Source organism: Streptomyces sp. BRA346 (assembly GCF_052851135.1).
Genome location: NZ_JAIWIH010000035.1, coordinates 233,634 through 258,785, shown reverse-complemented (window position 1 = coordinate 258,785; position 25,152 = coordinate 233,634). Strand labels below are relative to the sequence as shown.

Sequence of the window (25,152 nt, the reverse complement as noted above, 5' to 3'; positions counted from 1 at the left end):
AGTCAGCCCCTGCCGTCGGATGGGGAAATCAGCGCGGTGCCGAGCCAGTCGGCGACGCGGGTGGCGATGGCCGGGAGCCGGCCGGGTTCGACGATCGAGTAGTGGTCGTACGGCCAGACCTCCACGTCGAGGTCGGCGCAGAGCTCGCGCCATGCGGGCGCCGGGTCGGGGCGCCGCACCTCACCGGCGACGAGGAGGAGGGCCGGCACCTTGGACGCGGCTGCCCGGTACGCGCCGAGGATCGCCAGATTGTGGGCGTGGACCCGCATGAGCAGCTCGTACTGCCGTACGTCGGCCTCCGCAGGGATCCAGCCCTGAGCGGCGGCGACCTCCGCGCCGGTCTCCATGAGCCGGTCGACGGGGGCGGCCAGCACGGCCCGCCGCGCGGCCGCGGGCAGGTGTCCGGAGGCCAGGTCGCCGAGGAACGCGAGGTGCCGGTCCGCCTCGCCGGCGGCCTTCCGTTCCTCCGTGAGATCGCTGTCGATCATGAAGAGCCGGACGTCGTGTCCCTGGCCGGCCAGCTGCCCGGCGACCTCGTACGCGAGGATGCCGCCCATCGACCAGCCGCCCAGCACATAGGGGCCGGCCGGCCGCAGTCGCTGGAGCTCCTCGCGGTAGGCCGTCGCCATCGTCACCAGGTCCGGGGCGAGCGCCGCTGTCGTGCCCTCCGCGAGGGCACGGCACTGGAAGGCATGGACGGGGCCGGGCCAGGAGCGCGCCAGCGCGGTGTAGCCGGTGACCGAGCCGCCGACCGGGTGGAAGAGGAAGAGCTCCCGGCCCGCGCCGTCGGGGGCGGCGCCGTCGGACAGGGTGACGCGACAGTTCGCGACCCCGTCGTACTCCTGGATGCGCCCGGCGAGCGCCCGTACGGTCGGCGTCTCGAAGACCTGGCCGAACTGGAGCTCGACGCCGAAGTCCGACTGGATGCGGTTGATCAGCCGCAGCGCCAGCAGCGAGTTGCCGCCGAGCGCGAAGAAGTGGGAGTCAGGGGTGATCGCGGGCACGTCGAGAAGCTCGGCCCAGAGCGCGCTCAGCTTCTGTACGAGCCCGGGAGCGCCGGTGTCCGCTCCGGCGGTTGGGTCCGCCTCCGGCCGGACCTGCTCGGTGAGGGCGGCCAGGGCCCCGGCGACGTCCACCTTGCCGTTGGCCGTCAGCGGCAGCCGGTCCAGCACATGGATCTGTCCGGGGATCAGGTAGTGCGGCAGCCGGGACCGCAGGTGGGTGAGGATCGCCGCGCCGTCGAGCCGCTCGCCCTCTCGCGGGACGACGAGCGACACCAGACGGCGCTGGCCCCCGGGCGTCTCGGCGCCGTCGACCACGCAGTCGCGTACGGCGGGGTGTTCCCGGATCGCGGCCTCGACCTCACCGGGTTCCACCCGGAAGCCCTGGATCTTGAGCTGACGGTCCTCGCGGCCCAGGAACTCGATGGTGCCGTCCGGCCGGTAGCAGCCGAGGTCCCCGGTCCAGTACAGACGCTCACCGGTCCCGGGATGCCGGAAGAACCGCTCCGCGGTGCGCTCTTCGTTCCGCCAGTAGCCCTTGCCGAGCCCCACCCCGCCGATGTGGATGCGGCCGACCGCCCACGGCGGGCGGAGCCCCAGACGGTGGTCGAGCACCCGCATGGTCTGGTTCCGCAGGGGGACACCGTACGGAATGCTCGGCCGGGACGGATCGACGGTGCCGATCTCGTGGATGTTCGACCAGATCGACGCCTCGGTGGCGCCGCCCATCGCGATCAGCCGGACGTCGGGCCAGCGGGAGCGCAGCCGGTCCGGGAGGGTGGTCGGAATCCAGTCACCGCTCATCAGGAAGGCCCGGATGGGTGGGGTGCCCGTCGCCGGCCGGTTCGCCACCACCTCGGCCAGCATCTGCGCCAGCGCGGGCACGGAGTTCCACACGGTCGCGCCGTGGGTGACCGCGGCCTCGGCCCAGCCCACCGGGTCCGGTCGGGATGTCGCGGCCGGCAGCACGACGGCGGCGCCCACGGCCAGTGCGCCGAAGACGTCCCACACCGACAGGTCGAAGCTCAGCGAGGAGATTCCGAACACCCGGTCATGCGGGGCGAGTTGGAGGCGCCCGTTGATGTCGGCGATGGTGTTGACCGCGGCCCGGTGCTCGATCATCACCCCCTTGGGCGTTCCGGTCGAGCCGGAGGTGTGGATGATGTACGCGAGGTCGGCGGGATCGCCCGGCCGCGGGGGAGCAGGGGCGTCCGGCTCCTCCGCGCAGGCGGATTCGTCCACGGACAGGGTCGGCCGGGGGCCGAGCGCGTCGGCGCCCGGGGTGCTGTGGGACTGGACCAGCGCCACCCGCGCCGAGCACGAGTCGAGCAGGTGACGAACGCGCTCGGCGGGCAGAGCCGCGTCCACGGGGCAGTACGCGGCGCCCGCCCGCAGCACGCCCAGCACCGCGACGATCTGCTCCCAGCCCTTGGCCATGACCACGGGTACGACATCGCCGCGGACCGTACCCCGCCGGGCCAGCCAGGACGCCACCGCCCGTGACCGGCTCTCCAGCTCCGCGTAGGTCAGTGTTCGCCGCGCGGAGACGACGGCCGGGGCCTGCGGACGCAGTGCGGCCTGGCGCAGGAAGCCGTCCTCCAGGCGCTCCGCGGGGGGCGGTGAGACGTCCGCGTTCAGCGCCGCCACCAGGGACCGGTGGCCGGGAGGCACCGGGTCGGGTTCCCGCTCCGCCCCGTCCGGCCCGGCGAGGGAGTCCAGCATCCGTCCGTACGCCTCGAACATCAGGTCGGGCAGCCCCGGTGGGAACGCCTCGTCGACGACGTCCCACACACAGTCGACACCGCCGTCCGGCCCGTCGTGCAGCTGATTGTCGATCAGTACCTGAGGGGTGCGCAGCTCGCTGGTGACTTCGCGGCAGGCCAGCCGGTCCTGCTCATGGTGCCCCTGGTCCCGCGCGGCCCCCGCGGTCGGCTTCAGCATGCTGGTGAAGACGTACGGGAGTGCGGCGCGCGAGGTCCAGCCGCGGCGCGCGGACAGCTCGCGTGTGATCCGGACGCCGGCCACATCGGCGTTCTGCAGATCCCGCCAGACCTGCTTCTGGAGGTTTCCGGCACGTTCCCAGAAGTCTCCGGGACGGCGCAGGTCCACCTCCAGTGGCAGGGTGGCGCCGAACTGCCCCATGGTGTTGGCCATTTCGGGCCGGGACGTCGCCCAGTTCTGGTGCAACATGTTCAGGCTGAAGTGCGGGGTGTCCGACCAGGCACCGAGCACCTCGGCGAACACGTGCAGCAGTGCTGTCGTCGGCAGGACGCGGTGGCGGCGGAACGCCGCGCACAGCCGCTGCCACCGGGCGGCGGTGAGGCGGTGGGTGCGGCGGCGGAACCGTACCGAGGTGATGGCCGAGGGCTGCACCGCCATCGGAAGCCGGGGAGCGTCCGGGAGGGTGTCGAGCCGGTTCTCCCAGTACCGCCACTGCTGCTGGTACTCCGGTGTGTTCTCGTGGGCCAGCAGCTTCATCCGGCATTCGCGGTACGTCAGTTCCGGGCGGGGCAGGTGCGCGTCGGGGGCGTGGTAGTACGTCCGCCATTCGTCCATGACCTGGCGGATGCCACGGCCGTCCAGGAGGAGCAGGCTCATCGCGATGTGCACCCGGGCCCGCCGCGCCCGTACGAGACTGACGGAGATCTCGAACAGCGGCCAGCGGGACGGGTCGACGCCCCGCTCGGCCATGCGCCGCCGGGTGGCGAGGAGCTCGGCCTGGCGCGCGTCCTCCCCGAGGCCGGTCAGATCCTTCACCGGCAGCCGGTACGGGGTGGTCTCCGCCTCGTCGAGGACCCGCTGGGCACCCGACGCCTCGACCACCACGCGGAGGTGGTCGTGGCGGCGCAGCAACTGCCCGACGGCGCGCTCCGCGCGGGCGACGTCGAGGTTCACCATGTCGAGCTCGACGTAGTAGCCCGGCAGGAAGCCGCCGAGTTCGACCATGGGGGACATGCCGACGAGGTACGCCTCTTGAAGGGGGGTCAGCGGGAAGGAGAGGTGTCCGGTCATCCGCGAGCCTCCGTCCCGGTGGACAGCGCCACGGCCAGCTCCCGGACGGTCGACGCCTGGAACAGCATGTCGATGACCTCGTCGCCCGCCTTCTCGATTCCGAGTTCGAGCCGGAACCTGGCGACCATGCGGACCGCGTGGAGGGAGTCGCCGCCCAGGTCGAAGAAGTTGTCCTCGACCCCGAAGCCGTCGTGCCCCAGCGCGTCACACCAGATCTCGTACAGCTTCCGCTCCAGCTCGGTCCGCGGCAGGGCCCGGTTCTCCGGTGTCGTCGCACGCCAGGGGGAGGGGAGGGCGGAGCGGTCGACCTTGCCGTTCCCGCTGAGCGGGATCTCGTCCAGCAGCAGGAAGTGGTGCGGAACCATGTAGTCGGGCAGGAGTTCACCCAGTTCCTTGCCCAGGGTGGTGAGGTCGGGGGCGGACCGGCCGACGGGCGTGCCCGCGATCAGCACGTGCTGGATCAGCGCGTCGATCTCCGGTTCGCCTTCGGGTACGGCGGCGACCCGTGTGAAGCCGGCGGCTGTCAGCTGCCGGAGCCACTCGGGCGACGCCAGCAGGGTGGCCTCGCGCTGGTCCTGGTAGTTCCCGAAGCCTTCGAGGAAGGCGAAACTGATCATGTTCAGCGGGGAGTTGACCGTGCCCTCGATGAGCACCAGCAGACCGCCGGGAGCGAGCAGTTCGCGGAGGGTACGCAGGCTCTCGCCCAGGTTCTTGGCGTCGTGCAGGACGTTGGCCGCGACGACGACGTCGGCACAGCCGGGTGCGAGGCCCTGCCCGGTCGGTTCTTCGTCGATGTCGAACAGGCCGTAGCCGACGAAGGGGTAGACGTCCTCGTAGCGCTTCCTGGCCTGTTCGGTGAAGGCGGTCGAGAGATCGGTGAAGTGGTAGGTGACACGGTCGGCCGGCAGTGCGGGCAGCACCCGGTCCGCGGTCGCCCCGGTGCCCGCCCCCACCTCGAGGATGCGGACCGTGCGCTCGGTCGGGAACCGCTCCACGAAGGAGCGGACGGCCCGGGCGGCGATCCGGTTCTGTAGTTCGGCCGACGGGTTGGCGGCGTACAGGGCCTCGGTGACCCGCCAGTCGCCGTCGGGGAGCAGCAACTGAAGCGGACGCACCTCGCCGTGCAGCAGCGGGAGCTGCCGGTCGATGCAGTCGGTGAAGTAGTCGAGGAGCACCCGGTCGGAGCCCGTCGCGGTGACCGAGCCGAGCGCGTCGGTGATCTCCCGGTCGAGGACGTCGGGGTCCAGGGCCCGCTCGCAGCGGTACTCGGCGGGCCGCCCGGTGGCCGTCAGCACGCCCCGGTCCGCGAGGATGGCCGCCCACTGGCCGACCAGGCCGCGGTACAGGGGCTTCACACCGCCGCGCTCCACGATCTCGTCGATGGTGACCGTCTCGCCCGTGGTGGTGAAGACACCGAGTCGCGCGAAGGTGCGCGCCATGACGGACGGGGCGAGCGACTCCAGCCGGTGCCACAGGTGGCGGAACGTCGTGATCGCCGGGGCGAGTTCACCGGCGGCCTGCCGCAGTTCCTCATGGGCCGCGTCGAGCACCGCGGGCCAGGAGGGGGTGGCGGTGTCCGGGGCGGGTTCCCCGGCGTCGTCCGGCCCGGCGGGGCCGTCTTCGGGCACCAGATAGGCGACGAGCTGGTCCCGGTCGGTGGCCGGGTTGGTGTCGATGGTGAGGATCGCCTCGCGTACGCCCGCCTGCCGGCGCAGGACGGCCGCGATCTCGTCGAGTTCGATCCGGAAGCCGTTCAGCTTGACCTGGGTGTCCTCGCGGCCCAGGAACTCGATGTCCCCGCCCGGGAGATAACGGCCGAGGTCTCCGGTCCGGTAGAGCGTTTCGCCGGTCACCGGGTGGACGATGAACCGCTCGCCCGTCCTGATTGGGTCGGCCCAGTACCCCTTGGCCACGCCGATGCCGCCGATGTAGATCTCGCCGGTCGCCCACACGGGGCACGGGTCGAGCCGGTGGTCGAGGACGTGGAGGGTCTGGTTCGCGAGCGGCTTGCCGTACGGGATGCGGGTCCACTCGGCGGGGACCTCCCCGATGGGGAAGTGCACCGACCAGATGGACGCCTCGGTGGCGCCGCCGAGGCTGATGACGTGCGCGTCCGGATACGAGGTGCGCAGGAGGTCCGGCAGCGCCACGGGGATCCAGTCACCGCTGAGCATGACCAGGCGCAGGGGCGCCGCGGTCGGCACCGGGGTGGGGGCGTCCAGCCAGACGCGCAGCAGGGCCGGGACGGAGTTCCAGATCGTGACGTCATGCCGCGCCACCAGCTCGGACCAGTGCTCGGGGTCGTGCGCCCGGCCGGGGGAGGGGAAGACCACCGCCGCGCCGGCGGCGAGCGCGCCGAAGATGTCGTAGACGGAGAGGTCGAAGCTGAGGGAGGAGAGCGCGAGCACGCGGTCGGCGGGGCCCACGTGGAACCGGCGGTTGATGTCCTGGACGGTGTTGGCGGCACCGCGGTGGTCGATGACCACGCCCTTGGGGCGGCCGGTGGAGCCGGACGTGAAGATGACGTAGGCCAGGTCGTCCGGAGCGGGCGCGATGTCCAGCGGACCGGAGTCGGCAGCGCGCACCTCGCCGTCCTCGATGGTCACCAGGTGGACGCCGGTGGGCCACTCCAGCTCGTCACGCAGACGCGGGGTGGTCACCACGATCTCCGCGCCGCCCTGCTCGATGAGCTGTGCGCGGCGGGCGGTGGGCCACTGCGGGTCGATGGGGAGGTACGCGGCCCGGGAGAGCGTGACCCCGAGCACGGAGGGGACCTGGGCGAGGCCCTTGTCGACGACGACGCCGACGAGCTGTCCGGGGCGTGCGCCGAGGGCGACCAGGCGGCGGGCGAGCTGCCGGGCGCCGGTCACGGCCTCGCGGTAGGTGAGCCGGCCCTCCCCCGAGAGGGCCGCGACGGCGTCCGGGGTCCGGGCGGCCTGGGCCTCGACGAGCGCGCCGAGGGTGGTGGTGGGGATGTCGGCGGCGGTGCTGTTGGCGCTGTCGCGCTCGGCGGTCTGCCACCGCGGCAGCGAGGTGAGCCGGCCCGGAGCGTCCCAGGCATCCGGGTCGCGTACCAGTCGGTTCAGGAGTTCCGCGCAGACGTCGGTGAGGTCGTCCGGCAACCCGGCGGGGAAGAGCTCGTCCTGGATCTCCCAGGTGAGGGTGACCGCGCCGTCCTGCTGGGTGACATGGCACGCGATCCCGGACGGGGCGGGCGGGGCGGACCGGCCGGACCCGGGCCGGTCGTCCGGGACCTCGGCGGCGGCCGGGGCGAGCTGCCGCTGGACGCGCTCGGCACGTGCGGCGAAGGAGTCGTCCGGCCGTACCTCGAAGTCGACCGGGCAGCTCGTGCCGAGGTCGATGTCGAGTGAGAAGCCGGGCTGCTTGGACCAGAGCCGCAGCACGTCGGCGACGGCCGTGGCGAGGACTGCGGTGGGGCTCAGACATCGACTCTTCGCTATTTGCACGAGAGAAGAGTAGTGATTCTCGGGTATTCGTGCTTCGCGTGGAACGGTGCTGTATTCCCGTGTCCGTTCGGCGAGCGGCAGAGAGGGGATTTCCGGTGCCGGGGCAGATTCCGGGAATCGTATCCTCATTCCGGAACCAGGAATTTCGGCATGACTGTTCTGCTGCATTCTCGCATGTCCCCCTGTCGAAGATGGTATTGCCCGGCTCATCGCCCGTGGGCCGTGCGGGAAGCCGTGGCGGTGCTGCGGTTCGGCGACGGCGCACGGAGGGCGCGGTGCCGGGGCCGGTGGCGGCCGGGAAGGGGCCGGTGAACTCGGCCGCTCAGGAGGCGTCCGTGCCGACGTCGCTGAGCTCCAGCAGTCCACTGCGGAGCGCGACGGCCACGGCCGACGTCCGGTTCTGGCAGTTCAGCTTGCCCATGAGGTTCGCGAGGTGGCGCTTCACGCCGTGTTCGGTGATGCCCATGGTGCGTGCTATCTGCCGGTTGCTCATGCCCTGGGCCACGCCCCAGAGGGTTTCCGTCTCGCGCTCGGTGAGGCGAGGACGTCGGTTCTCACCCTCGGGCGCGGCGCACGCGAGCCGGATGACCTGGCGCAGGGCCTCGGGCGACACGGAGACCGTGCCGCGTCGCAGCGGGGTGAGGACGTCCTCGGGCACCGCGCTCTGGAGGTCCTCGAGGCGCAACACCACGTCGGCCAGTACCCATTGGGCGGTGTCGAGCTGGTTCTGCATCAGCGAGCGCAGAACCAGCACCACGTGGGTGGACGGCTCGGCGAGCAGCGGGCTGAGCAGGGAAAGGTCCTGTACTCCCAGGGCCGAGGACAGCACCAGGGTCAGGGGCTGGGCGAGCTGATCCAGCGGAATGTCCGCGGCGGAGGCCGTGGAGACGACGGATCCGGCCCGTGCGCCGGGCTCCGCGAACCGCCTCAATAAGACCCGCGAGGCCGGGTCGGGATCGACTACCACTATGCGTCTACGGTATTCGTCCGCGTCTTGACGCTCGACTGTCATGATACCCCCGTGGTCGGCATGTTCAGCCCAAACAACGGGACTACTATTGACGGTAGAAGTTGGAGCGTCAAGCCTTATTCACTAGTTGTGGATCGCAAATCTGATGAGTGCGGTGAACCGCCCCGGCGGGTATCTCGCCCGCCGGGGCCACGGCTCCCGTGTGCGGGTGCGCGGACATGTCTCCGCGGTGGCTCAGTGGGCCATGATCGGCCCGGCGGAGGGGTCGGGCTTGCCCTTGGGCAACAGCGTCAGGCCGACCACGGCGGCCATCGCCGCGATGGCCGCGCAGGCGAGGAACGCGCCGCCGAAGCCGTCGACCGACGCCGTCGTGCCACCCTCGAGGCTGGTGCCGGCGACGGCGGCGACCACCGCGATCCCCAGCGAGGCGCCCAGCTCATGACAGGTGTTCACCAGGCCTGAGCCCAGTCCGGCGTCGGCGTGCTCGACACCGTGCATGGCGCTGGTGATGGCGCAGACGAAACCGGTGCCCAGTCCGAAGGCGAGCAGCAGGAAGCCGGGCAGTACCTGGGTCCATGCGTTCCCCTCCCGCTCCAGGCCGGTCAGCAGCAGCGCCCCGGCCACGGCGAGCACCATCCCGGCGGCGGCCGTCACCCGCCAGCCCAGGCGCGCCACGGCCTGCGAAGCGAGGTGGGCGCCCAGGGTGGTGGCGATGGCGACCGGCAGGAACATCAGGCCGGTGCGCAGCGCGCTGAACCGCAGGACGTGCTGGAGGTAGAACGAGCACAGGAAGAACGCCGAGATCAGTACGCCCGACGCGGCGAGCATCAGCAGGCTGCCGCCCACCATCGAGGGGCGTGCGAGGAAGGGCAGGCGTACCAGGGGCGTTGCCGCGGATCGCTCCGCCAGCACGAAGAGCACGGCACCGACCACCGCGCCCAGCAGCGGGAGCCAGGCGGACTGGTCACCGAAGCCGTGGTCGCGGGCCTGCACCAGCCCGTAGATGAGCAGGGCAGGGGTCGCCGTCATGGTCAGTGCGCCCGGCAGGTCGACCCCGGACGGTGCCTCGCCGTGGCCGTGGCCGTGGCCGTGAACCGCGACCGTCTGCTCCTTGAGCAGCGCGGGGACCGCCAGCAGCACCACGAGACCGATCGGCACGTTGACGAAGAAGATCCATTCCCAGCCGGGCCCGGACGCCAGTACCCCGCCGATCAGCACGCCGAAGGCCGCGCCGGTGCCGCCGATCGCCGCCCACACGCCCAGTGCGCGATTGCGCTCGGGGCCCTGGAACACGGTCATGACCAGGGCCATGGCCGCCGGCGACATGACGGCGGCGGCCACGCCCTGAACGGCGCGGGCGCCGATCAGCACGCCGCCGCTTTCGGCCAGTCCGGAGACGAGTGAGGCGGCCGTGAAGAGCGCCAGGCCGACCAGGAACATCCGCCGTCGGCCGACGAGGTCGCCGATCCGCCCGCCGAGCAGCAGCAGGCTGCCGAAGAACAGCGTGTACGCGGTGACCACCCACGTCAACGAGCTCGGGCCGAGGGAGAGTTCGGCGCCGATCGTGGGGAGCGCGACGTTCACGACGGTCACGTCGACGATGAGCATGAACTGCGCCATGCACAGCAGTGCCAGGATCAGCCAGCGGCGCGGGTCCGGTGGGCCGTCCGCCGCCTCGCCGTGGTGGCCGTGCCCGTGCCCGTGCCCGTGCCCGTGCCCGTGCCCGTGCCCGTGTCCGTGTCCGTGGGGGCCGTGTCCGGTGGCCTCCGGCCGGCTCTGCTGCGTGGCCGTCGCGTCGTGGTGTCCCGCCCCGGCCGCGTCGCCGTGGGTGTGACTCTCCGGGTTCACCGCAGACTCCTTAACTTGAACAATGCTGTCAGGGTTAGCTTAGGGCAAGCCAGGGCTAATCTGAACAGCGTTGTTCAAGTTATTTGTCGGTGCGGACGACCCTGGCCAGCAGCCGGGCCACGGTCGGATGCTCGAAGAGGTCCTTCGGCCGGAACTCCAGACCCGCTGCCGCGGCCCGCGCCGCGACCTGCCCGGCCAGCACCGAATCGCCCCCCAGCTCGAAGAAGTCGTCGTCGGGCCGGACCTGCGTCACGCCCAGGACCTCCGACAAGATCCCGGTCAGCGTGGCCACCGCGCCCGCCGCCTGCGGGACGCTGCCCGGCGCCGTCTCCGCCTCCCCCGCCTCCGCCCGCGGTGCCGCGTACGCCGGGTCGGTCCAGTGCCGTACGCGCCGGAAGGGATACCCCGGCAGCGGAACCCGGCGTACCGGCCCGTGCCGCATTGCCGACCAGTCGACCTCGACGCCGGACTCCCACAGCACCCCGAGCGCCCGCGACAGCGCCTCTCCGTCGTCCAGGGAGGTCTGCTCGGCGTGCCGCATGGCGCTGACCGCGCGGTGGCCGTCCGACCACCCCGTACTGCGCCGCGCCGCCGATACCAGAGAGCGCCCGGGCCCCGTCTCGACGAGCACCCGGCCGGGTTCGGCCAGCAGGGTCCGCACACACTCCGACCACCGCACGGCGCCGCGCATCTGCCGGGCCCAGCGCTCCGGGTCCGTGGCCTCCGCGGCCGTCATCCAGTCACCCGTCACGTTCGACACGAGCGGGACCGCCGGGGCGGACAGCGGGACCGTGCGGACCAGTTCCCCGAAGCGCTCCGCCGCCTCGTCCATGGCCGCCGTGTGGAACGCGTGCGCCGCGCGGAGGACGGACACCTCGACGCCGGACGACGCCAGCCGCGTGGCGAAGGACCGAACCTCCCCGGTGGGCCCGGCGACCACGCACGCTCCGGGCTCGTTGACAGCGGCCACCTCCAGCCCGGTGTCCGTCAGGAGCTCGCCTATCCGCTCCTCCGCGAGCCGGACCGAGAGCATCGCCCCCGCGGGCGCGGAACGCATGAGCCGGCCCCGTGCCGCCACCAGTCGTACCGCGTCCCCGAGCCCCATCACCCGGGCCAGGCAGGCCGCGGTCAACTCCCCGACGCTGTGGCCGCCGAGAGCCGTGGGGCGCACCCCGAACTCCTCCAGGCTCCGCGCCAGCGCGTACTCGACGGCGAAGAGCGCGGGCTGGGCGATGTCGGTCCGGCGCAGTGCTGCCGCGTCGTCGCCGAACAGAGCGGTTCGGACGTCCAGGCCGGTCTCCGCCGCGAACAGTTCCGCGCAGCGGTCGAGTTGGGTGCGGAAGACTCCGCCACGGCGGTACAGGTCCGCGCCCATCCCCGGGTACTGGGCGCCCTGGCCCGGCAGCAGCAGCACCGGGGCGAGCGGGCCCTGCGGGAGGCGGACGGGTGTGCGGTCGGCGCGCAGCAGTTCCGCGGCCCGCTCCGTGGTGTTCGCGGCGACCGCGGTGCGGTACGGGAAGGCCCTGCGCCCTTCGGCGAGGGTGTGGGCGACATCCGTGAGGTCACTGTCCGGGCTCAGGGCGTCGGCCAGGTGCCGGCAGGAGTCCCGCAGCGCCTCGCGCGTGTGGGCGCTGACCAGCAGGACGGGCGTGGCGGCGCGGGAACCGTGCTCCCGCCGCGCTTCCCGGGCGGCGGGGACCGGTGACTCGGCCACCACCACATGGGCGTTGGTGCCGCCGACGCCCAGCGAGCTGACCCCCGCCAGCAGCGGCCCCGGCCCGGTCCACGCCCGCGTCTCGCCGACGATGGCGAAGGGGGAGGAGTCCAGGTGGAGTTCGGGGTTCGGGGCACGGTAGTGGGCGGTCGCGGGCAGGCTCCGGTGTTCCAGCGCGAGGACCGTCTTGATCAGCCCGATGACGCCCGAAGCGGCTTCCAGGTGACCGATGTTCCCCTTGACCGACCCGATGAGGCAGGGCGCCGTCCGGTCGCCGTCGGGGTCCAGGGCCTGCCGGAGGGCGGCCATCTCGACCGGGTCGCCCAGCGCGGTGCCGGTGCCGTGGGCCTCGACGTAGCCCACCTCATGCGGGTGGGCCCCGGCCACCGCCAGCGCCTCGGCCACGACCGCGGCCTGCATCTCGACACTGGGTGCCGTGAACCCCATCTTCAGCGAACCGTCGTTGTTGACGGCGGTGCCCCGGATGACGGCGCGGATCCGGTCACCGTCGGCGAGTGCGTCGGACAGCCGCTTGAGGACGACCACCCCACCGCCGCTGCCGAACACCGTGCCGCTCGCCGCCGCGTCGAACGGGCGGCAGTAGCCGTCGGCGGACATCATCGAGCCGGGCTCGTGAAGATAGCCCACCCGGTGCGGGACCTTCACCGTCATGCCGCCGGCCAGCGCCAGGTCGCTCTCTCCGCACAGCAGGCTCTGGCAGGCCAGATGCACCGCCACCAGGGAGCCGGAGCAGGCCGTCTGCACGGTCAGTGCGGGTCCGCGCAGGTCCAGCGCGTGAGCGGCCCGGGTGGCGAAGAAGTTGGGGTCGGTCAGCGTCAGGGCGTGGATCAGCGCCGCCGACGTGCCCGCGCCGAGCAGCTCCCCGCGGTCGTGGTGCGAGAGCAGGTTGTAGCCGAAGTAGCCGCTGAACGACGGCGCGGCGAAGACGCCCACCGCACCCTCCCGTCGGGCGGGGTCGTGCCCCGCGTCCTCCAGGGCGTGCCAGCAGCTCTCCAGGAACAGCCGCGTTTGCGGATCCATCGCGGCCGCCGTGCCGGGCGGAAGCCCGAAGAACTCGGCGTCGAACTCCTGGTACCCGTCGAGGACGGCGGCCCGGCGCACATACCCCGGCCGCTCCAGCGCCGACTTCGGCACGCCGGCGGTCAGCAGCTCCTCGTCGGTGAGGTCGACCAGGCCGTCACGCCCCGCTCGGAGGCCGGCCCAGAACTCCGCCGGGGTACGCCCGTTGGGAAACCGTCCGGCGAGTCCCACGACCGCCACCGCCTCGGGGCCGGCGAGTTCGCCGCCGCCGCGATGTGCCTGCTGTTCGCCGCTCATGTACGTCTCCTCCGCACGTCGCGCCGCCACGGCCGGGTGGCCGTGCTCCTCGCAGCGGCCCTACGGGTCGCCGCCCGTACCGAGTCGGCCGCCACCGGTCGCGGCCCGTCACCGCCGGACATCATGTCCGTCACCTGTTCCGCCAGCTCCAGCGCGCTCGTTCCCTGCAACAGCCGGGCCACCGGGATCTCCACGTCGAAGTCCTCGCGCAGTGCGTTCCTGATGCGCACCGCGGACAGCGAGTCCAGGCCCAGGTGGACCAGCGGCTCGTCCGCGACCCGGTCCGGATCGGTGAATCCGAGGACCCGGCCGACGCTCAGCAGGGTCCTGGCCCGTACGGTGTCCCGGCGTGCCTCGACGGTCAGTCCGGCCAGCGCCGTCCGGTCGAAGCCGCACCCGTCGCCGTCCTCCTGGTCCGCCTCTCCCCACAGCGCGGCGAAGAAGGACGAGTCACGGCTCTGCGGGTGGGCACGGGCGAAGTCACGGGGCGACAACCGGGCCACACCGCCTTGTCCGGCGCCCCGGGCGATCAAGGTCTCCAGTGCCGCGAAGCCCTCGCGGACGGTGAGCTCGCCCACTCCCGGGATGCTCCGGCCGCGCACCGCGCCGATCTCACCCCACGGGCCCCAGTTGACCGTCAGCGCGGGCAGCCCCGCCGACCGGCGCAGCGACACCACGGCGTCCAGGAAGGCGTTCGCCGCGGCGTATTCGGCCTGACCGGGCGAGCCCACCAGCGACGCCAGCGAGGAGTAGCCGATCCACCAGTCGAGCCCGGCGTCCGCGGTGGCCTCGTGCAAGCGCCACGCGCCGCCCGCCTTCGGCCCCCACACCCGCCGCAGCCTCATGGCGTCGGGCTCGGTCACCAGCGCGTCCTCCAGCACGGCTGCCGAGTGCACCACGCCCCGCAGCCGGGCGCCGGACTCGGCCAGCGCCGCCGTCATCCGCTCGGCCGTCCCGGGCTGCGCCACGTCCCCGGCGACCAGCTCGACCCTGGTGCCCAGCTCCCGGATCCGGTCCAACTCCGCGGCGCAGTCGTCGTCGACGAGCCCTCGTCCGCCCAGCACCACGGCCCCGGCGCCCCGCTCCGCGAGCCAGCGCGCGGTGGCGAGCCCCAGTCCACGGGTACCGCCGGTGACGAGATAGCCGCCGCCCGGACGTACCACCACCCGGTCGCGCCGCGGGGCCGTCGGCGGCCCCGGGACAAGCCGCGCCACCCAGCGCTCGCCGTCCCGCCACGCCACCTCGTCGGGGCCGTCCGCCGCGAGCAGCTCCCCGGCCAGGAGGGGCGACCCGAGGTCGTCCACATCGACGAAGCGGGCGCGGAGTTCGGGTCGTTCCTGGCGCAGCGTACGGACGACTCCGCGCAGCGCGGCCTGTGCCGGATCCGGCTGCTCACCGGCGCGCACCTGCTGAGCACGCCGGGTGAGGACCGTCAGCGGGGGTGGTGGGGTGCCGGCCTCGTCATGAGCGCGCAGCAGCCCGGCGACCAGCCGCAGCATCGAGCGCACCCGGAGCTCCGCGGACTCCGCCGCGTCGGCGGTCCCGGCCTCCCCCTCCCACGCCGCGAGGACGACACCGTCCACGGCCCGCCCGGTGTCCCAGGGGCCGTCGGGGCCGACGGCCACGGTGTGGACACCGGCGGCCGACAGCGCGGCGACGACCGCGGTACGACGCGGAGTCGCGGGTTCGGCGCCCACGAGGAGCAGCCACCGCCCGTCGCCCCGCCGCGGTTTCGGCGGAGGCACGGCGTCCCAGTCCATCCGGTGCAGCAGGGGCGCGACAGCGACCGGGCGCGCTTCCTCGCCGACCGGGCGGAGCCGTACGCCGGTCAGTTCCGCGACCGGTACGCCCCGGTCGTCGGCGATCTCCACATCCGCCGACAGGGCGCCGTCGACCGGGCCGGGGCTCAGCCGGGCCCGGCAGACGAGCGTGCCCCCCGGCTGCCCGGTGACACGGAGCCGCTCCACTCCGGTCGGCAGATGTGTGCCCTCCGTGCCGGGCGGCAGCAGTGCGCCCAGCCCGTGCAGACAGGCGTCGAGCAGGGCCGGATGGAACCGGAACCGGCCGTCCGGCGGCAGCACCGACGGGCGGTCCACCCGGCTGACGGCGGAGTTCCCGTCCACGCGCACGGCCGTCAGCCCCGTGAAGGCGGGCCCGTGTTCCTGGCCGAGGGCACGCAGCGCGGTGTAGACGTCCCGCACGTCGTGCCGTACGCCGCTGTCCGGCGGATCCTGCCGCGGGCCGCCGGGAGCCGCCGCGGCGGCCCGGCCGACGGTCGCCCGGGCGCGGGCCAGCGTCGTGGTGGCGCCGCCCGAACCGGCGACGACCACGACGGAGCCACCGGGTCCCTCGGCGTCCTCCTCCAGGGTGGTGGTGACGGTGGCGGGTTCCGCGACGGACAGGACGTGCTCGAAGGTGAGCTCGGTGATCTCCACCTCGTCCGGCCCGGCGCCGAACACCTCGCAGGCCGCGGCCACGGCCAGCTCCGCGTGGGCGGTGCCCGGCAGCACCGGGTCGCCGTGCACGCGGTGGTCGCCGAGCCAGGGCAGCCGGTCCAGGCCGACGACGCTCTGCCACACATGGCGTACCGGCATGCCGGGCAGCGTGGTCCGGCGGCCGAGCAGCGGGTGCGCCGGAGTGTCCAGGGGGGCGCGGCGCGGGGAGGGGAAACTCTGGTGCTGCCAGTCGTAGGTGGGGAGTTCGGCGTGCCGGCCCGCCGGGACCGCCTCGCGGGGCAACGGAACGCCCGCGCAGTGCAGGGCGGCGAGCGTGTCCGCCAGGGCGGTGTCGCTGGGGACGCCGCGGCTGAGGGTGCCCAGCACGGTGCAGCGGTCCCGGCGCGCGCTGTCGGCCTGCGTCACGGTCTCCAGGACCGAGTGCGCGACGACCGGGTGGGGCGAGACCTCGAGGAAGACCCGCCGGTCGTCCTGTACGGCCGCTTGGACCGCCTCCAGCAGCCGCACGGGGCGACGGAGATTCGCGGCCCAGTACGCGGCGTCCAGCACGGGCCGCTCTCTCGGATCGTACGATGTGGCGCTGTAGTAGGGGAGTTCCACATCGCCGCACGGAATGCCGGACAGGGCCGTGCGCAGGTCTTCGAGCAGGGGGTCGACCAGTGGGCTGTGCGCCCCGATGCGTACCCCGGGCACCAGCCGGGCGAGCAACCCCTCGTCCCGGCACTCGGCCACGAATTCCTCCACGACCGCGGGCAGGCCGGCGACCACACAGGCGCGCCGCGACGAGTGCACGGCGACCGAGATACCCGGACGGCCGTCCAGACGGCGGCACGCCTCGGCGGCGTCCAGCTCCACCAGCGCCGTCGCGCCGGTGCCGGCGAGACGCTCCTCCATCAGCCGGGACCGGCGGCAGACGACCCGCGCCCCGTCCTCGGGTGCGAGCGCCCCCGCGACCACGGCCGCGGCGATCTCGCCCATCGAGTGGCCGATCACGGCGCCCGGATGGATGCCGAGCCCGCGCCACACCTCCGCGAGGCCGACCTGCATGGCGTACACGGCGGGCTGGACACGGTCCATGCCGGCACCCGCCAGCCCGTCCTCGGTGACGAGCACGCGCAGGGACAGGCCGGTCTCCGCTCGTACGACCGGTTCGAGACGGTCGATGACCGCCGCGAACAGCGGCTCCTGGGCCAGGAGTTGGGCGCCCATGCCGTCCCACTGCGAGCCATGCCCGGAGAAGACGAACACCGGGGCGGTGCCGTTCGCGTGCGGAGCCCTTCCCCGCGCGCTGTGCGGTCCCGGCTCCCCGCCGTCCGCGGTCGTACGCAAGCGCAGCGCGAGCGTCGCGCGGTCCGCCGCCCGGATCACCAAGCGCTCCGGCAGATGGGTCCGGCGCTGCGCGAGGGTGTGCGCCACGTCGGCGAGCGGAGTGTCCGCGCCCTCGTCGGTCAGCCAATGGGCGAGCCGGGCGGCGTTGCCGCGCAGTGCGGCGGGTGTGCGGGCGGAGAGCGCGAAGAGCATTTCTCCCTGGGGCATGCTGTCGGTCCACTCTCACTCGGTGACGGTCGCGGTCACGGTCTCGGGGGCGGCGGGGACGGGGGCCGGGGCCTCGACGAGCACCGCGTGGGCGTTGGTCCCGCCGAATCCGAAGGAACTCACACCGGCGGTGCGCGGGCGGCCGCTGCGCGGCCACGGGCGGGGGCGGTCCACCACGGCCAGGCCCAGGTCGTCCAGTGCGATGCGGGGGTTCGGGGCGGTGTGGTGCAGGCTTGCCGGGATGAGCTCGTGGTGCAGGGCGAGCGCGCATTTGGCCAGCCCGGCGAGCCCGGCCGCCCCTTCCAGGTGGCCGAGGTTGGACTTGACCGAGCCGATGCGCAACGGGGACGCCGCGGACCGGCGACTGCCGAGGGCGGCGCCGAGGGCGGCCGCTTCGATCGGGTCGCCCAGCGGGGTGCCGGTGCCGTGTGCCTCCAGATATCCGGCGTCCGCCGGATCGAGGCCGGAGCGGTCCCACACCTCGCGGATCAGCGCCTCCTGGGCGGCGGGGTTCGGCGCCATCAGGCCGTTGGAGCGGCCGTCCTGGTTCATGCCGGTCGCACGGACGACGGCGAGGATCCGGTCGCCGTCGCGCAGTGCGTCGTCGAGCCGGCGCACCACGGTCACCAGGCACCCTTCGCCTCGCACGTAGCCGTCGGCCCCGGCCGAGAAGGGCCGGCACCGGCCGCCGGGCGAAAGGGCGCCGCTCTCCCCGAAGTTGAGCGTCACGCCCGGCGACAGCATCAGATTCACCCCGCCGACCAGCGCGGTGTCGCATTCCCCGGCGAGCAGGGCCTGCCGGGCCAGGTGCAGCGCCACCAGGGACGAGGAGCAGGCCGTGTCGACGGTCAGGCTGGGGCCGCGCAGGTCGAGCACGTACGAGAGCCGGTTGGCGATGATGCTCATGGCGGATCCGGTACCGGTACGTGCCGTGATCGAGGGCAGATCGTCCAGGGCGCTCCGCCCGTGGTCGTCACTGCACGCACCCACGTACACGCCGGTGTGGCCGGTGGCCGGCCCGTCGGCCGGCACCCCCGCGTGCTCCAGCGCCTCCCAGGCGACCTCCAGCAGGATCCGCTGCTGTGGGTCCATCTCGGCGGCCTCCGCCGGCGAGATGCCGAAGAACTCGGCATCGAAGCTTTCGACATCGGCCAGGAAGGCGCCGTGCCGGTTCGCCCGCTCGACCGCCGCCGCGTGGCCGGGCGAGACCTGACGGTAGGAGTCCCACCGCTCGGCGGGCACGGTGCCGACGGCGTCGCCGCCGGAGCGGAGCAACTCCCACAGCCCGGCCGGTGAACCGACCCCGCCGGGCAGCCGGCAGCCCAGCCCGACGATGGCGATGTCTCCCTCGCCGCCGGGGCGAGCGGCCGGAGCCCGGACCGGGGCGGGTGCTGCCGGGGCTCCGGTCAGAAAGGCGAGCAACTGCCGGATGGTGGGGTGCTGCCACACCACGGTCGGTGCCAGGGTCCGGTCGAGCAACTCCTCCAGCTCGCCCGACAGGGTCACCGCGTCGACCGAGGTGAACCCGTACGCGTCGAACGGCAGGTCGGGGTCGACCCGCTCCTCGGGGATGCCGGCGCGACGGGCGGCGCGCGCGACGAGCAGGTGGCGCACGTCCTCCGCCGAGGCCGGGGAACCGGTCACCGGCTCCCCTCCCCGGCCGTCGTCGCGGCGGTCAGCGCACCGGCGAGATAGAGGTCGCGGCAGGCGGCCCGGCGGATCTTGCCGCTCGTCGTCTTCGGCAGGGTCCCGCGCCGGATCAGCACCACCTCCGCGACGTCCAGCGAGTGCCTGGACAGCACCGACCTGCGGATCGTGGAGCGGACCTCCGCGAGATCCGCGCTCGCCCGGCCCCGGTCGAGTTCGGCCACGACGACGGCCCGCTCGCCGTCCTCGCCGAGCAGACCGGCCGGGAAGGCGGCGACATGGCCGGGACGGATCGCCGAGTCCGCGCCTTGAACGGTCAGTTCCACATCTGCCGAATGGTGGTTGCGGCCGTCCACGACGATCAGGTCCTTGAGCCGACCCGTCAAATACAGTTCGCCGTCGTGCACGAACCCCAGGTCACCGGTGCGCAGCCAGGATCCGCCGCCGTCCGCCCCGCTCTCCGGGCCCGCGGCTCCGGAGAGCGCCGCGCCGAAGACCTCGGCGGTGCGCTCCGGCTGGCGCCAGTATCCGGCGCACACGTTCGTGCCGCGCACCCACACCTCGCCGGTGCGCGCCGCGTCCGGCGGGAGGGGCTCGCCGGTGGCCGGGTCGACGATGCGCACCTCCTGGTCGGCGGGGGTTCCGCAGGCGACCACGCGGTAGCCGTCGGTGTCGCCGTCCGGCAGCACCCGCACCCGGTCCCGGGCCAACTCCGCCCGGCTCAGCCGGAGCGTCCGGGGGGCCTCCGGGCCGCCGAGCGTGACGGCGAGGGTGGCCTCCGCGAGGCCGTAGCTCGGGCAGTGGGCCGTGTCCTGGAACCCGTACGGGCCGAACCGCGCCGTGAAGCGGTCGAGGGTGGTCGCGCGCACCGGCTCGGAGCCGTTGACGAGGGCGCGCAGTGACGACAGGTCGAGGCCCTCGCGGGCCTGCCCGGAGATCCGGTCGACGCACAGGTCCAGGCCGAAGTTGGGCGATACGGTGTGCGTGGCCCGGTGGTCGCTGATCGCGCGCAGCCAGCGAACCGGCTGCTGGATGAAGGCGAAGGGTGCCATCAGGACCGCCGGGGTGCCGGTGATCAGCGGCACGGCGATCATCAGCAGCAGCCCCATGTCGTGGAAGAACGGCAGCCAGCCGGCGATCCGGGCGTCCTCGCCGATGCCGAGCCCGGCGCGCAGTTGCTCGGCCCCGACGGCGAGGTTGAGGTGCGTGACCTCGACGCCCGCCGGGTTCCGCGTGGAGCCCGAGGTGTATTGCAGGTACGCGATGTCGTCAGGACGCTCCGCCACGGGCAGCAGCACGCCACGGGCCTGCGCCGGGTCCGCCGTGTCCACGGCGACGACCGCCGTGGAGGCGCCCCCGAGAAGGTGCCGCACCTGCTGCTCGTGGGGTGTGGTCGTCAGGACGGCGCTCGGGGCGCAGTCGGCCATCGCGAGCAGCAGCCGCTCGTCGGACCGCGACGCGTCCGGTGCGTACAGCGGCACCGCGAGCACCCCGGTGTACAGGCAACCGAGGAAGGCGGCGACGTAGTCGGCGGTGTGCGGGCAGAGGATGGCGACCCGGTCGCCGGGGGACGACGTCCGGCTCAGCGCGCTCGCCACCGCCGCCGCCTTCGTGTGGAGCTGACGATAGGTGACGTCGACCGCGGTGCCGGAGCGATCGGTCGCGTAGTCGAGGAACGTCATGGCCGTGGCGTCGGGACGCAGCCGCGCGGCATCGCGCACCGCCGCCGCCAGCCCGAGCGGCTGTGTGGTCGGGGTGTTCACCGTCACATGTCCTCCGACCAGGCGCGCACGGCGGGGCGGGGCAGCGGCTCCGCGGTGCCCCGCAGGTACGGTGTGTTCGTGGGGTAGCGCGGCCACGGTCGGACGACCTCGTGGACACGCACCCGGTAGCCCGCGTCGCGCAGCGCCGGGAGCAGGCGCCGGTTGGCGTTGCAGCCGCCGGCGATCCGGCGCCACAGCGGGGCCAGCACGTCCTGGAGCAGGCCGACCGCGCCGGGGGACCGGACGTGCTCGAAGAAGACCAGCCGCCCGCCCGGTTTGAGTACGCGTCGGATCTCGTCCAGCGCCGCGGGCAGGTCGGCGACGGTGCAGAGCACGAGCGTGCAGACCACCGTGTCGAAGGCGTCGTCGGGCAGCGGCAGCCGCTCGGCCCGGGCGTCCACGACCGTGACGTCGAGCGGCACCTCCTCGGCTTTCCGCGTCAGCTTCACGCGCATCTCACCGGCGGGCTCCACGGCGACCAGCGAGTCGGCCTTGGCGAAATAGGGGAGGTTGGCTCCGGAGCCGGCACCGACCTCCAGGACGTCGCCGGTCAGCTCGCCGAACATCAGGGTCCGCAGCGGTCGCCCCCACTTCTCCTCCGCGCGCGCGGTGATCGCGTCGTAGTAGCGCGCGAAGAGCCTCCCGCCGCGGCTCTCCAGGGGGTTTCTCTCCGTGGTGGTCGTCAATTCAGGGCTCTCTTCCGGGTGAGTGCGATGGGGCGGCCGGCCGGACCGGCGGTGGGGTAGCGCCCGTCGAGACAGGCGGTGCAGAGCTCGTCGGCGGTGGTGCCGACGGCCCGGATCAGATCGGTCAGCGGGAGGAACTCCGCGCTGTCGCACCCCAGTTCGGCGGCGAGTCGGTCATCGGTCCGGCCGGCGGCGAACAGTGTGTCGCCCCGTCCGGTATCGATGCCGTAGAAGCAGGGCAGGCGGTGCGGCGGTGAGGCGATGCGCAGGTGGATGTCCCGGGCGCCGGCGGCACGCACGAGGGCGACGACCGCGGCCATGGTGGTGCCGCGGACCAAGGAGTCGTCGACCAGCAGCACGGACCGGCCCGCCACCGCGGCGGGCACGGCCGACAGCTTGGCCCTCACCGTGGCCTCGCGGTCGTCGGCGGTGCCGCCGATGAACGAGCGGCCTGCCCCGCTGTGGCGCAACAGCCCCTGAACCGTCGGCAGCCGGGACCGCCAGGCGTAGCCGTCCGCGGCCACGCGCGCGGTCTCGGGAACGGCGACGATCGCCGGGTCGACCGCGTCGGGTGGCGGCGGGGCGTGCTCGGCGAGCGCGATCCCGGCCGCGTACCGGGTGTGGTACACGCTCCGGGAGTCCAGGACCGAGTCGGGGCGTGCGAAGTACACGTATTCGAAGAGGCAGGTGGCGCGCCGCGCCCCGGGGGCGCCGAGCCAACTGCTGTGGATGCCGTCGCGGTCGACCTCCACCACCTCGCCCGGCTCCAGCTCCCGGACGAACGCGGCGCCGACGGCGGCCAGCGCGGCCGACTCGGAGGCGAGCAGCCAGGCGTCACCCAGACGTCCCAGGCACAGCGGCCGGAAGGCGTGCGGATCCCGTACCCCGTACATGCGTGAGCCGTCGGTGAGGACCAGGGCGTATGCCCCGGTCACCGTGGGCAGCACATCGTGCAGGGCGGTCGGCAGCGACACCGCGCCGACGTCCGTCGCGGTGTGCAGCAGCCGGGCGAGGAGCGCGGTGTCGGAGTGGCCCGGCACCCACGGTACGCCGCGGGCGGCCGCGACCCGCTCGGCGTCGACCAGGGTGCCGTTGTGGGCCACGGCGAGCGCGGGGTGGTCCGGCGGACCGGCCAGGACGGGCTGGGCGAGCTCGGCGTCGGACGGCGTACCGCCGGCCGCCGAGGCGCCGCTGCCGGAGGTGGCGTAGCGGACATGGCCCACGGCGCCGGGGCCGCTCGGCAGGCTCCCCGGTGTGGCGAAGACCTCGTCGACCCGGCCCGCGCCGGCCCGGCGCTCCATGCGCCCGTCACGGCAGGCGACGATGCCCGCGCTCTGCCGGCCACGGTGTTGCAGCGCCGCCAGCATGGTCCGTACGAGGGGCGCGGCGTCCCCCGTGGCTCCCCACATCCCGGCGACGCCGCACGCCTCCCGGGGCTTGTCGGTGGGATCGCTCATACCGCGTCACCGGTTTCCACGGGCTCCTGGAGCCAGCGCTCGAGGGCGGGGAGGTCGGGCAGGATGACGTCGGAGCAGGACAGCACCGCGAGGTTCTGACGCATCTGGGTGACGGCGACGACCGTGGCGCCGGCGCGGTGGGCGCTGAGCATCTCGGCGGCGGTGCCCATGCTGGGCTCGTGGTCCGGCAGCCAGGCCACGCACACGTCGCTCTCGCCCGCGAGGACGGTGAGCCGGTGAAAGGTGGCGGTCAGCAGGGCGACCGCGGGATCGAGGGCGGCCCGGCGCACCTCCGGGGTGTGCGCAAGCGCGGCGTGCCCCTTCCGGATGGCCTCTTCGTGCTCACCGATCCACTCCTTCATCAGCAGGCCGGGGTCATGCACCACGGCGCCGGGTTCGTGCTCGAGGATGAGACGGCTCAGCCGGCCGCGGTAACTCTGGTCCGAGAGACCGGCCCCGGTCCGCGCCCCCTGCATGAGTCCGGCCAGGAAGAAGGAGCGGGGGCGGCGGCCGGTCACGCGTCCTCCAGGGAGTACTCGGGAACCACGATCGAGGCCGGGGCGGCGGCGTCGTAGAGCGCGGCGGCCTCGACGAGGTGGTCCACGACCTCCTCGGGTGTGGTGCGCAAGGCATCCGCGACCCGCTGGAGTTCGCGGTCGAAGGCGATCTCGCCCCAGGTGCTCACCGTGCCCTGGTTGTCGCGGGCGATGAGCGCCCGCCGGTCGGCGAGCGCGCCGCGGGGGCGTCCCGAGAAGGGAAGGGCGACCTCGGTGAGATGGTCGTCGCCGGGATGCACGGCCCGTATGGACAGGTTGTTCTGCTCGGGGTGCAGCAGCAGTTCACGCACCAGCGGGGCCGGTACGGGCAGTTCGTCGACCGTGTCCCCGGGACGCATGGTGTACGCCCGGTGGGTGACGGTCTCGCCGACGCGCGGACTGTAGCGCAGGTACTGGAGCCGCAGCAGGCCGTCGGCCGGCCGCCAGACGGCACGGAGGGTCGACGGGGCGGGCGAGCCGTCGGGACGGCGGCGCAGCGGGTAGGCGTCGGCGTCGGCCCGTACGGCGCCGTCCACGGCATCCGTGCGCGCGAGCCGCAGTGGTGCGCGGTGCAGCAGATACGGGTCGAGGAGGGTCAGGGCCTTGCCGTCGTCGTACAGCGCGCAGACGTGGCGGCCTCCGACGCGGTACTCGGCCGTCGCACCGGTACGCAGGGCCACCAGCTCGCCCGCGCTGAACGTCTGCCAGGCGCAGGCGGTCCCGAACCGCTCGGGGGACGTTCCTGTCCCGTAGTGGAGGTGGTATTGGGCGGCACTGTTGTACGGGATCCGCGTGAGCACCTCCGTGTGGACGTCCTGCAACACCTGAAGGTCCAGGCGGGCATCGGGGGCGGGAGCCGTCATGGGCGAGGTCTCCTAGAGCAGAGCGTGGCGGCGGGCCGGGGCGTCGCGTCCGGCGACACGGCCCTGATGCCGCCGAGGCTGGTGAGCAGGAAAGCGATCAGTTGCGCACGGCGCGGGACGAGGTAGAAGTGATCACCCGGCATGGCCCGCAGCGTGAACGGCCCGGTCGTGCACGAGCGCCAGGCATCGGCCTGCCGGGCGCTGACGTGGCTGTCGTGTGTGCCGACCAGGGCGGTGACGGGGCAGGCCAGCGGTGGCCCCGGCCGGTAGTGGTAGCTCCGGGCGAGCCGGAGGTCGGCGTACACGGTGTCCGGCGGAATGCCACCGGCTCCGGTGAGGCGGCGCAGCGTGGCGGGTTCGTCGTCGCGTCGCCGCGGTTCCGGGCGCCGGCTCTCCGTCGGCGCCGGCTGCCCGGAGACGAACAGCGCGCGCGGGGAGGGCAGGTGACCGGCGGTCAGGAGCCGGGCCGTCTCGAAGGCGAGGGCCGCGCCCATGCCGTGCCCGAAGAGCACCAGCGGTACGTCGCCCGTCTCGGCCAGCGCTTTCGCGGTCGGCTGCGCCAACTCCTCGAGGTGTCCGGGCACGGGCTCGCCGTCGCGCTCGTCGCGCCCCGGATACCGTACGGCGGCCAGTTCGACGGAGTCCGGCAGGTCGTCCGTCCACGTCCGGAAGAACCGGGCCGAGCCGCCCGCGTGCGGGAAGCAGATCAGCCGCAGCACGGGCCGGCGCCGGGGTTGGGGCGTCCACAGCCAGGACTGCTCGTACCTGACCAAGAGACCGACCTTTCATTGCGTGGCCAGAATGCGGGTGGAATGAAATTGCAGAGCCATTGGGTGAATTCGTCGACGGTAATCGAGG

Annotated in this window: 13 protein-coding genes; all 13 read right to left on the bottom strand. The window is 73.4% G+C overall.

Going from position 1 to position 25,152, the window contains the following annotated elements; translation table 11 throughout:
• Nucleotides 1-2 precede the first annotated feature (2 nt).
• Nucleotides 3-4,013: a non-ribosomal peptide synthetase gene (locus LCH29_RS33410; RefSeq protein WP_446465432.1), complete on the bottom strand. Its 4,011-nt coding sequence runs from the start codon at nucleotides 4,011-4,013 to the stop codon at nucleotides 3-5.
• Complete coding sequence (locus LCH29_RS33405) at nucleotides 4,010-7,480, bottom strand: amino acid adenylation domain-containing protein (protein ID WP_446465431.1); 3,471 nt, start codon at nucleotides 7,478-7,480, stop codon at nucleotides 4,010-4,012. The genes LCH29_RS33410 and LCH29_RS33405 overlap by 4 nt, the downstream gene beginning before the upstream one ends.
• A 322-nt stretch (nucleotides 7,481-7,802) precedes the next feature.
• Complete coding sequence (locus tag LCH29_RS33400; protein ID WP_446465430.1) at nucleotides 7,803-8,447, bottom strand: response regulator transcription factor; 645 nt, start codon at nucleotides 8,445-8,447, stop codon at nucleotides 7,803-7,805.
• A gap of 237 nt (nucleotides 8,448-8,684) precedes the next feature.
• Nucleotides 8,685-10,298, bottom strand: a complete 1,614-nt coding sequence (locus LCH29_RS33395; protein ID WP_446465429.1) for an MFS transporter — start codon at nucleotides 10,296-10,298, stop codon at nucleotides 8,685-8,687.
• Between the two features lie 79 nt (nucleotides 10,299-10,377).
• The gene (locus tag LCH29_RS33390) at nucleotides 10,378-13,350 is read right to left on the bottom strand and encodes a type I polyketide synthase (RefSeq protein WP_446465428.1); all 2,973 of its coding nucleotides are present in this window, start codon (nucleotides 13,348-13,350) and stop codon (nucleotides 10,378-10,380) included.
• On the bottom strand, nucleotides 13,347-17,342 hold the full coding sequence (locus tag LCH29_RS33385; protein WP_446465427.1) for an SDR family NAD(P)-dependent oxidoreductase: 3,996 nt from the start codon (nucleotides 17,340-17,342) through the stop codon (nucleotides 13,347-13,349). Before LCH29_RS33385 ends, LCH29_RS33390 begins: the two co-directional genes overlap by 4 nt.
• 15 nt (nucleotides 17,343-17,357) lie before the next feature.
• The gene (locus tag LCH29_RS33380) at nucleotides 17,358-18,986 is read right to left on the bottom strand and encodes a beta-ketoacyl synthase N-terminal-like domain-containing protein (RefSeq protein ID WP_446465426.1); all 1,629 of its coding nucleotides are present in this window, start codon (nucleotides 18,984-18,986) and stop codon (nucleotides 17,358-17,360) included.
• Nucleotides 18,983-20,752 (bottom strand): fatty acyl-AMP ligase, encoded by a 1,770-nt coding sequence (locus LCH29_RS33375; protein WP_446465425.1) that lies wholly within the window; start codon nucleotides 20,750-20,752, stop codon nucleotides 18,983-18,985. Before LCH29_RS33375 ends, LCH29_RS33380 begins: the two co-directional genes overlap by 4 nt.
• Before the next feature lie 2 nt (nucleotides 20,753-20,754).
• Entirely contained in the window at nucleotides 20,755-21,438 is a 684-nt protein-coding gene (locus tag LCH29_RS33370; RefSeq protein WP_446465424.1) for a methyltransferase domain-containing protein, read from the bottom strand.
• Nucleotides 21,435-22,895, bottom strand: coding sequence for an amidophosphoribosyltransferase (gene purF / locus LCH29_RS33365; protein WP_446465423.1), 1,461 nt, complete (start codon nucleotides 22,893-22,895; stop codon nucleotides 21,435-21,437). Before purF ends, LCH29_RS33370 begins: the two co-directional genes overlap by 4 nt.
• Nucleotides 22,892-23,413, bottom strand: a complete 522-nt coding sequence (locus LCH29_RS33360; protein ID WP_446465422.1) for a hypothetical protein — start codon at nucleotides 23,411-23,413, stop codon at nucleotides 22,892-22,894. The genes purF and LCH29_RS33360 overlap by 4 nt, the downstream gene beginning before the upstream one ends.
• A complete protein-coding gene (locus LCH29_RS33355; RefSeq protein WP_446465421.1) occupies nucleotides 23,410-24,294 on the bottom strand; it encodes a hypothetical protein in 885 nt (294 codons plus the stop codon). Before LCH29_RS33355 ends, LCH29_RS33360 begins: the two co-directional genes overlap by 4 nt.
• Entirely contained in the window at nucleotides 24,291-25,067 is a 777-nt protein-coding gene (locus LCH29_RS33350) for a thioesterase II family protein (RefSeq protein WP_446465420.1), read from the bottom strand. The genes LCH29_RS33355 and LCH29_RS33350 overlap by 4 nt, the downstream gene beginning before the upstream one ends.
• Nucleotides 25,068-25,152: the final 85 nt, after the last annotated feature.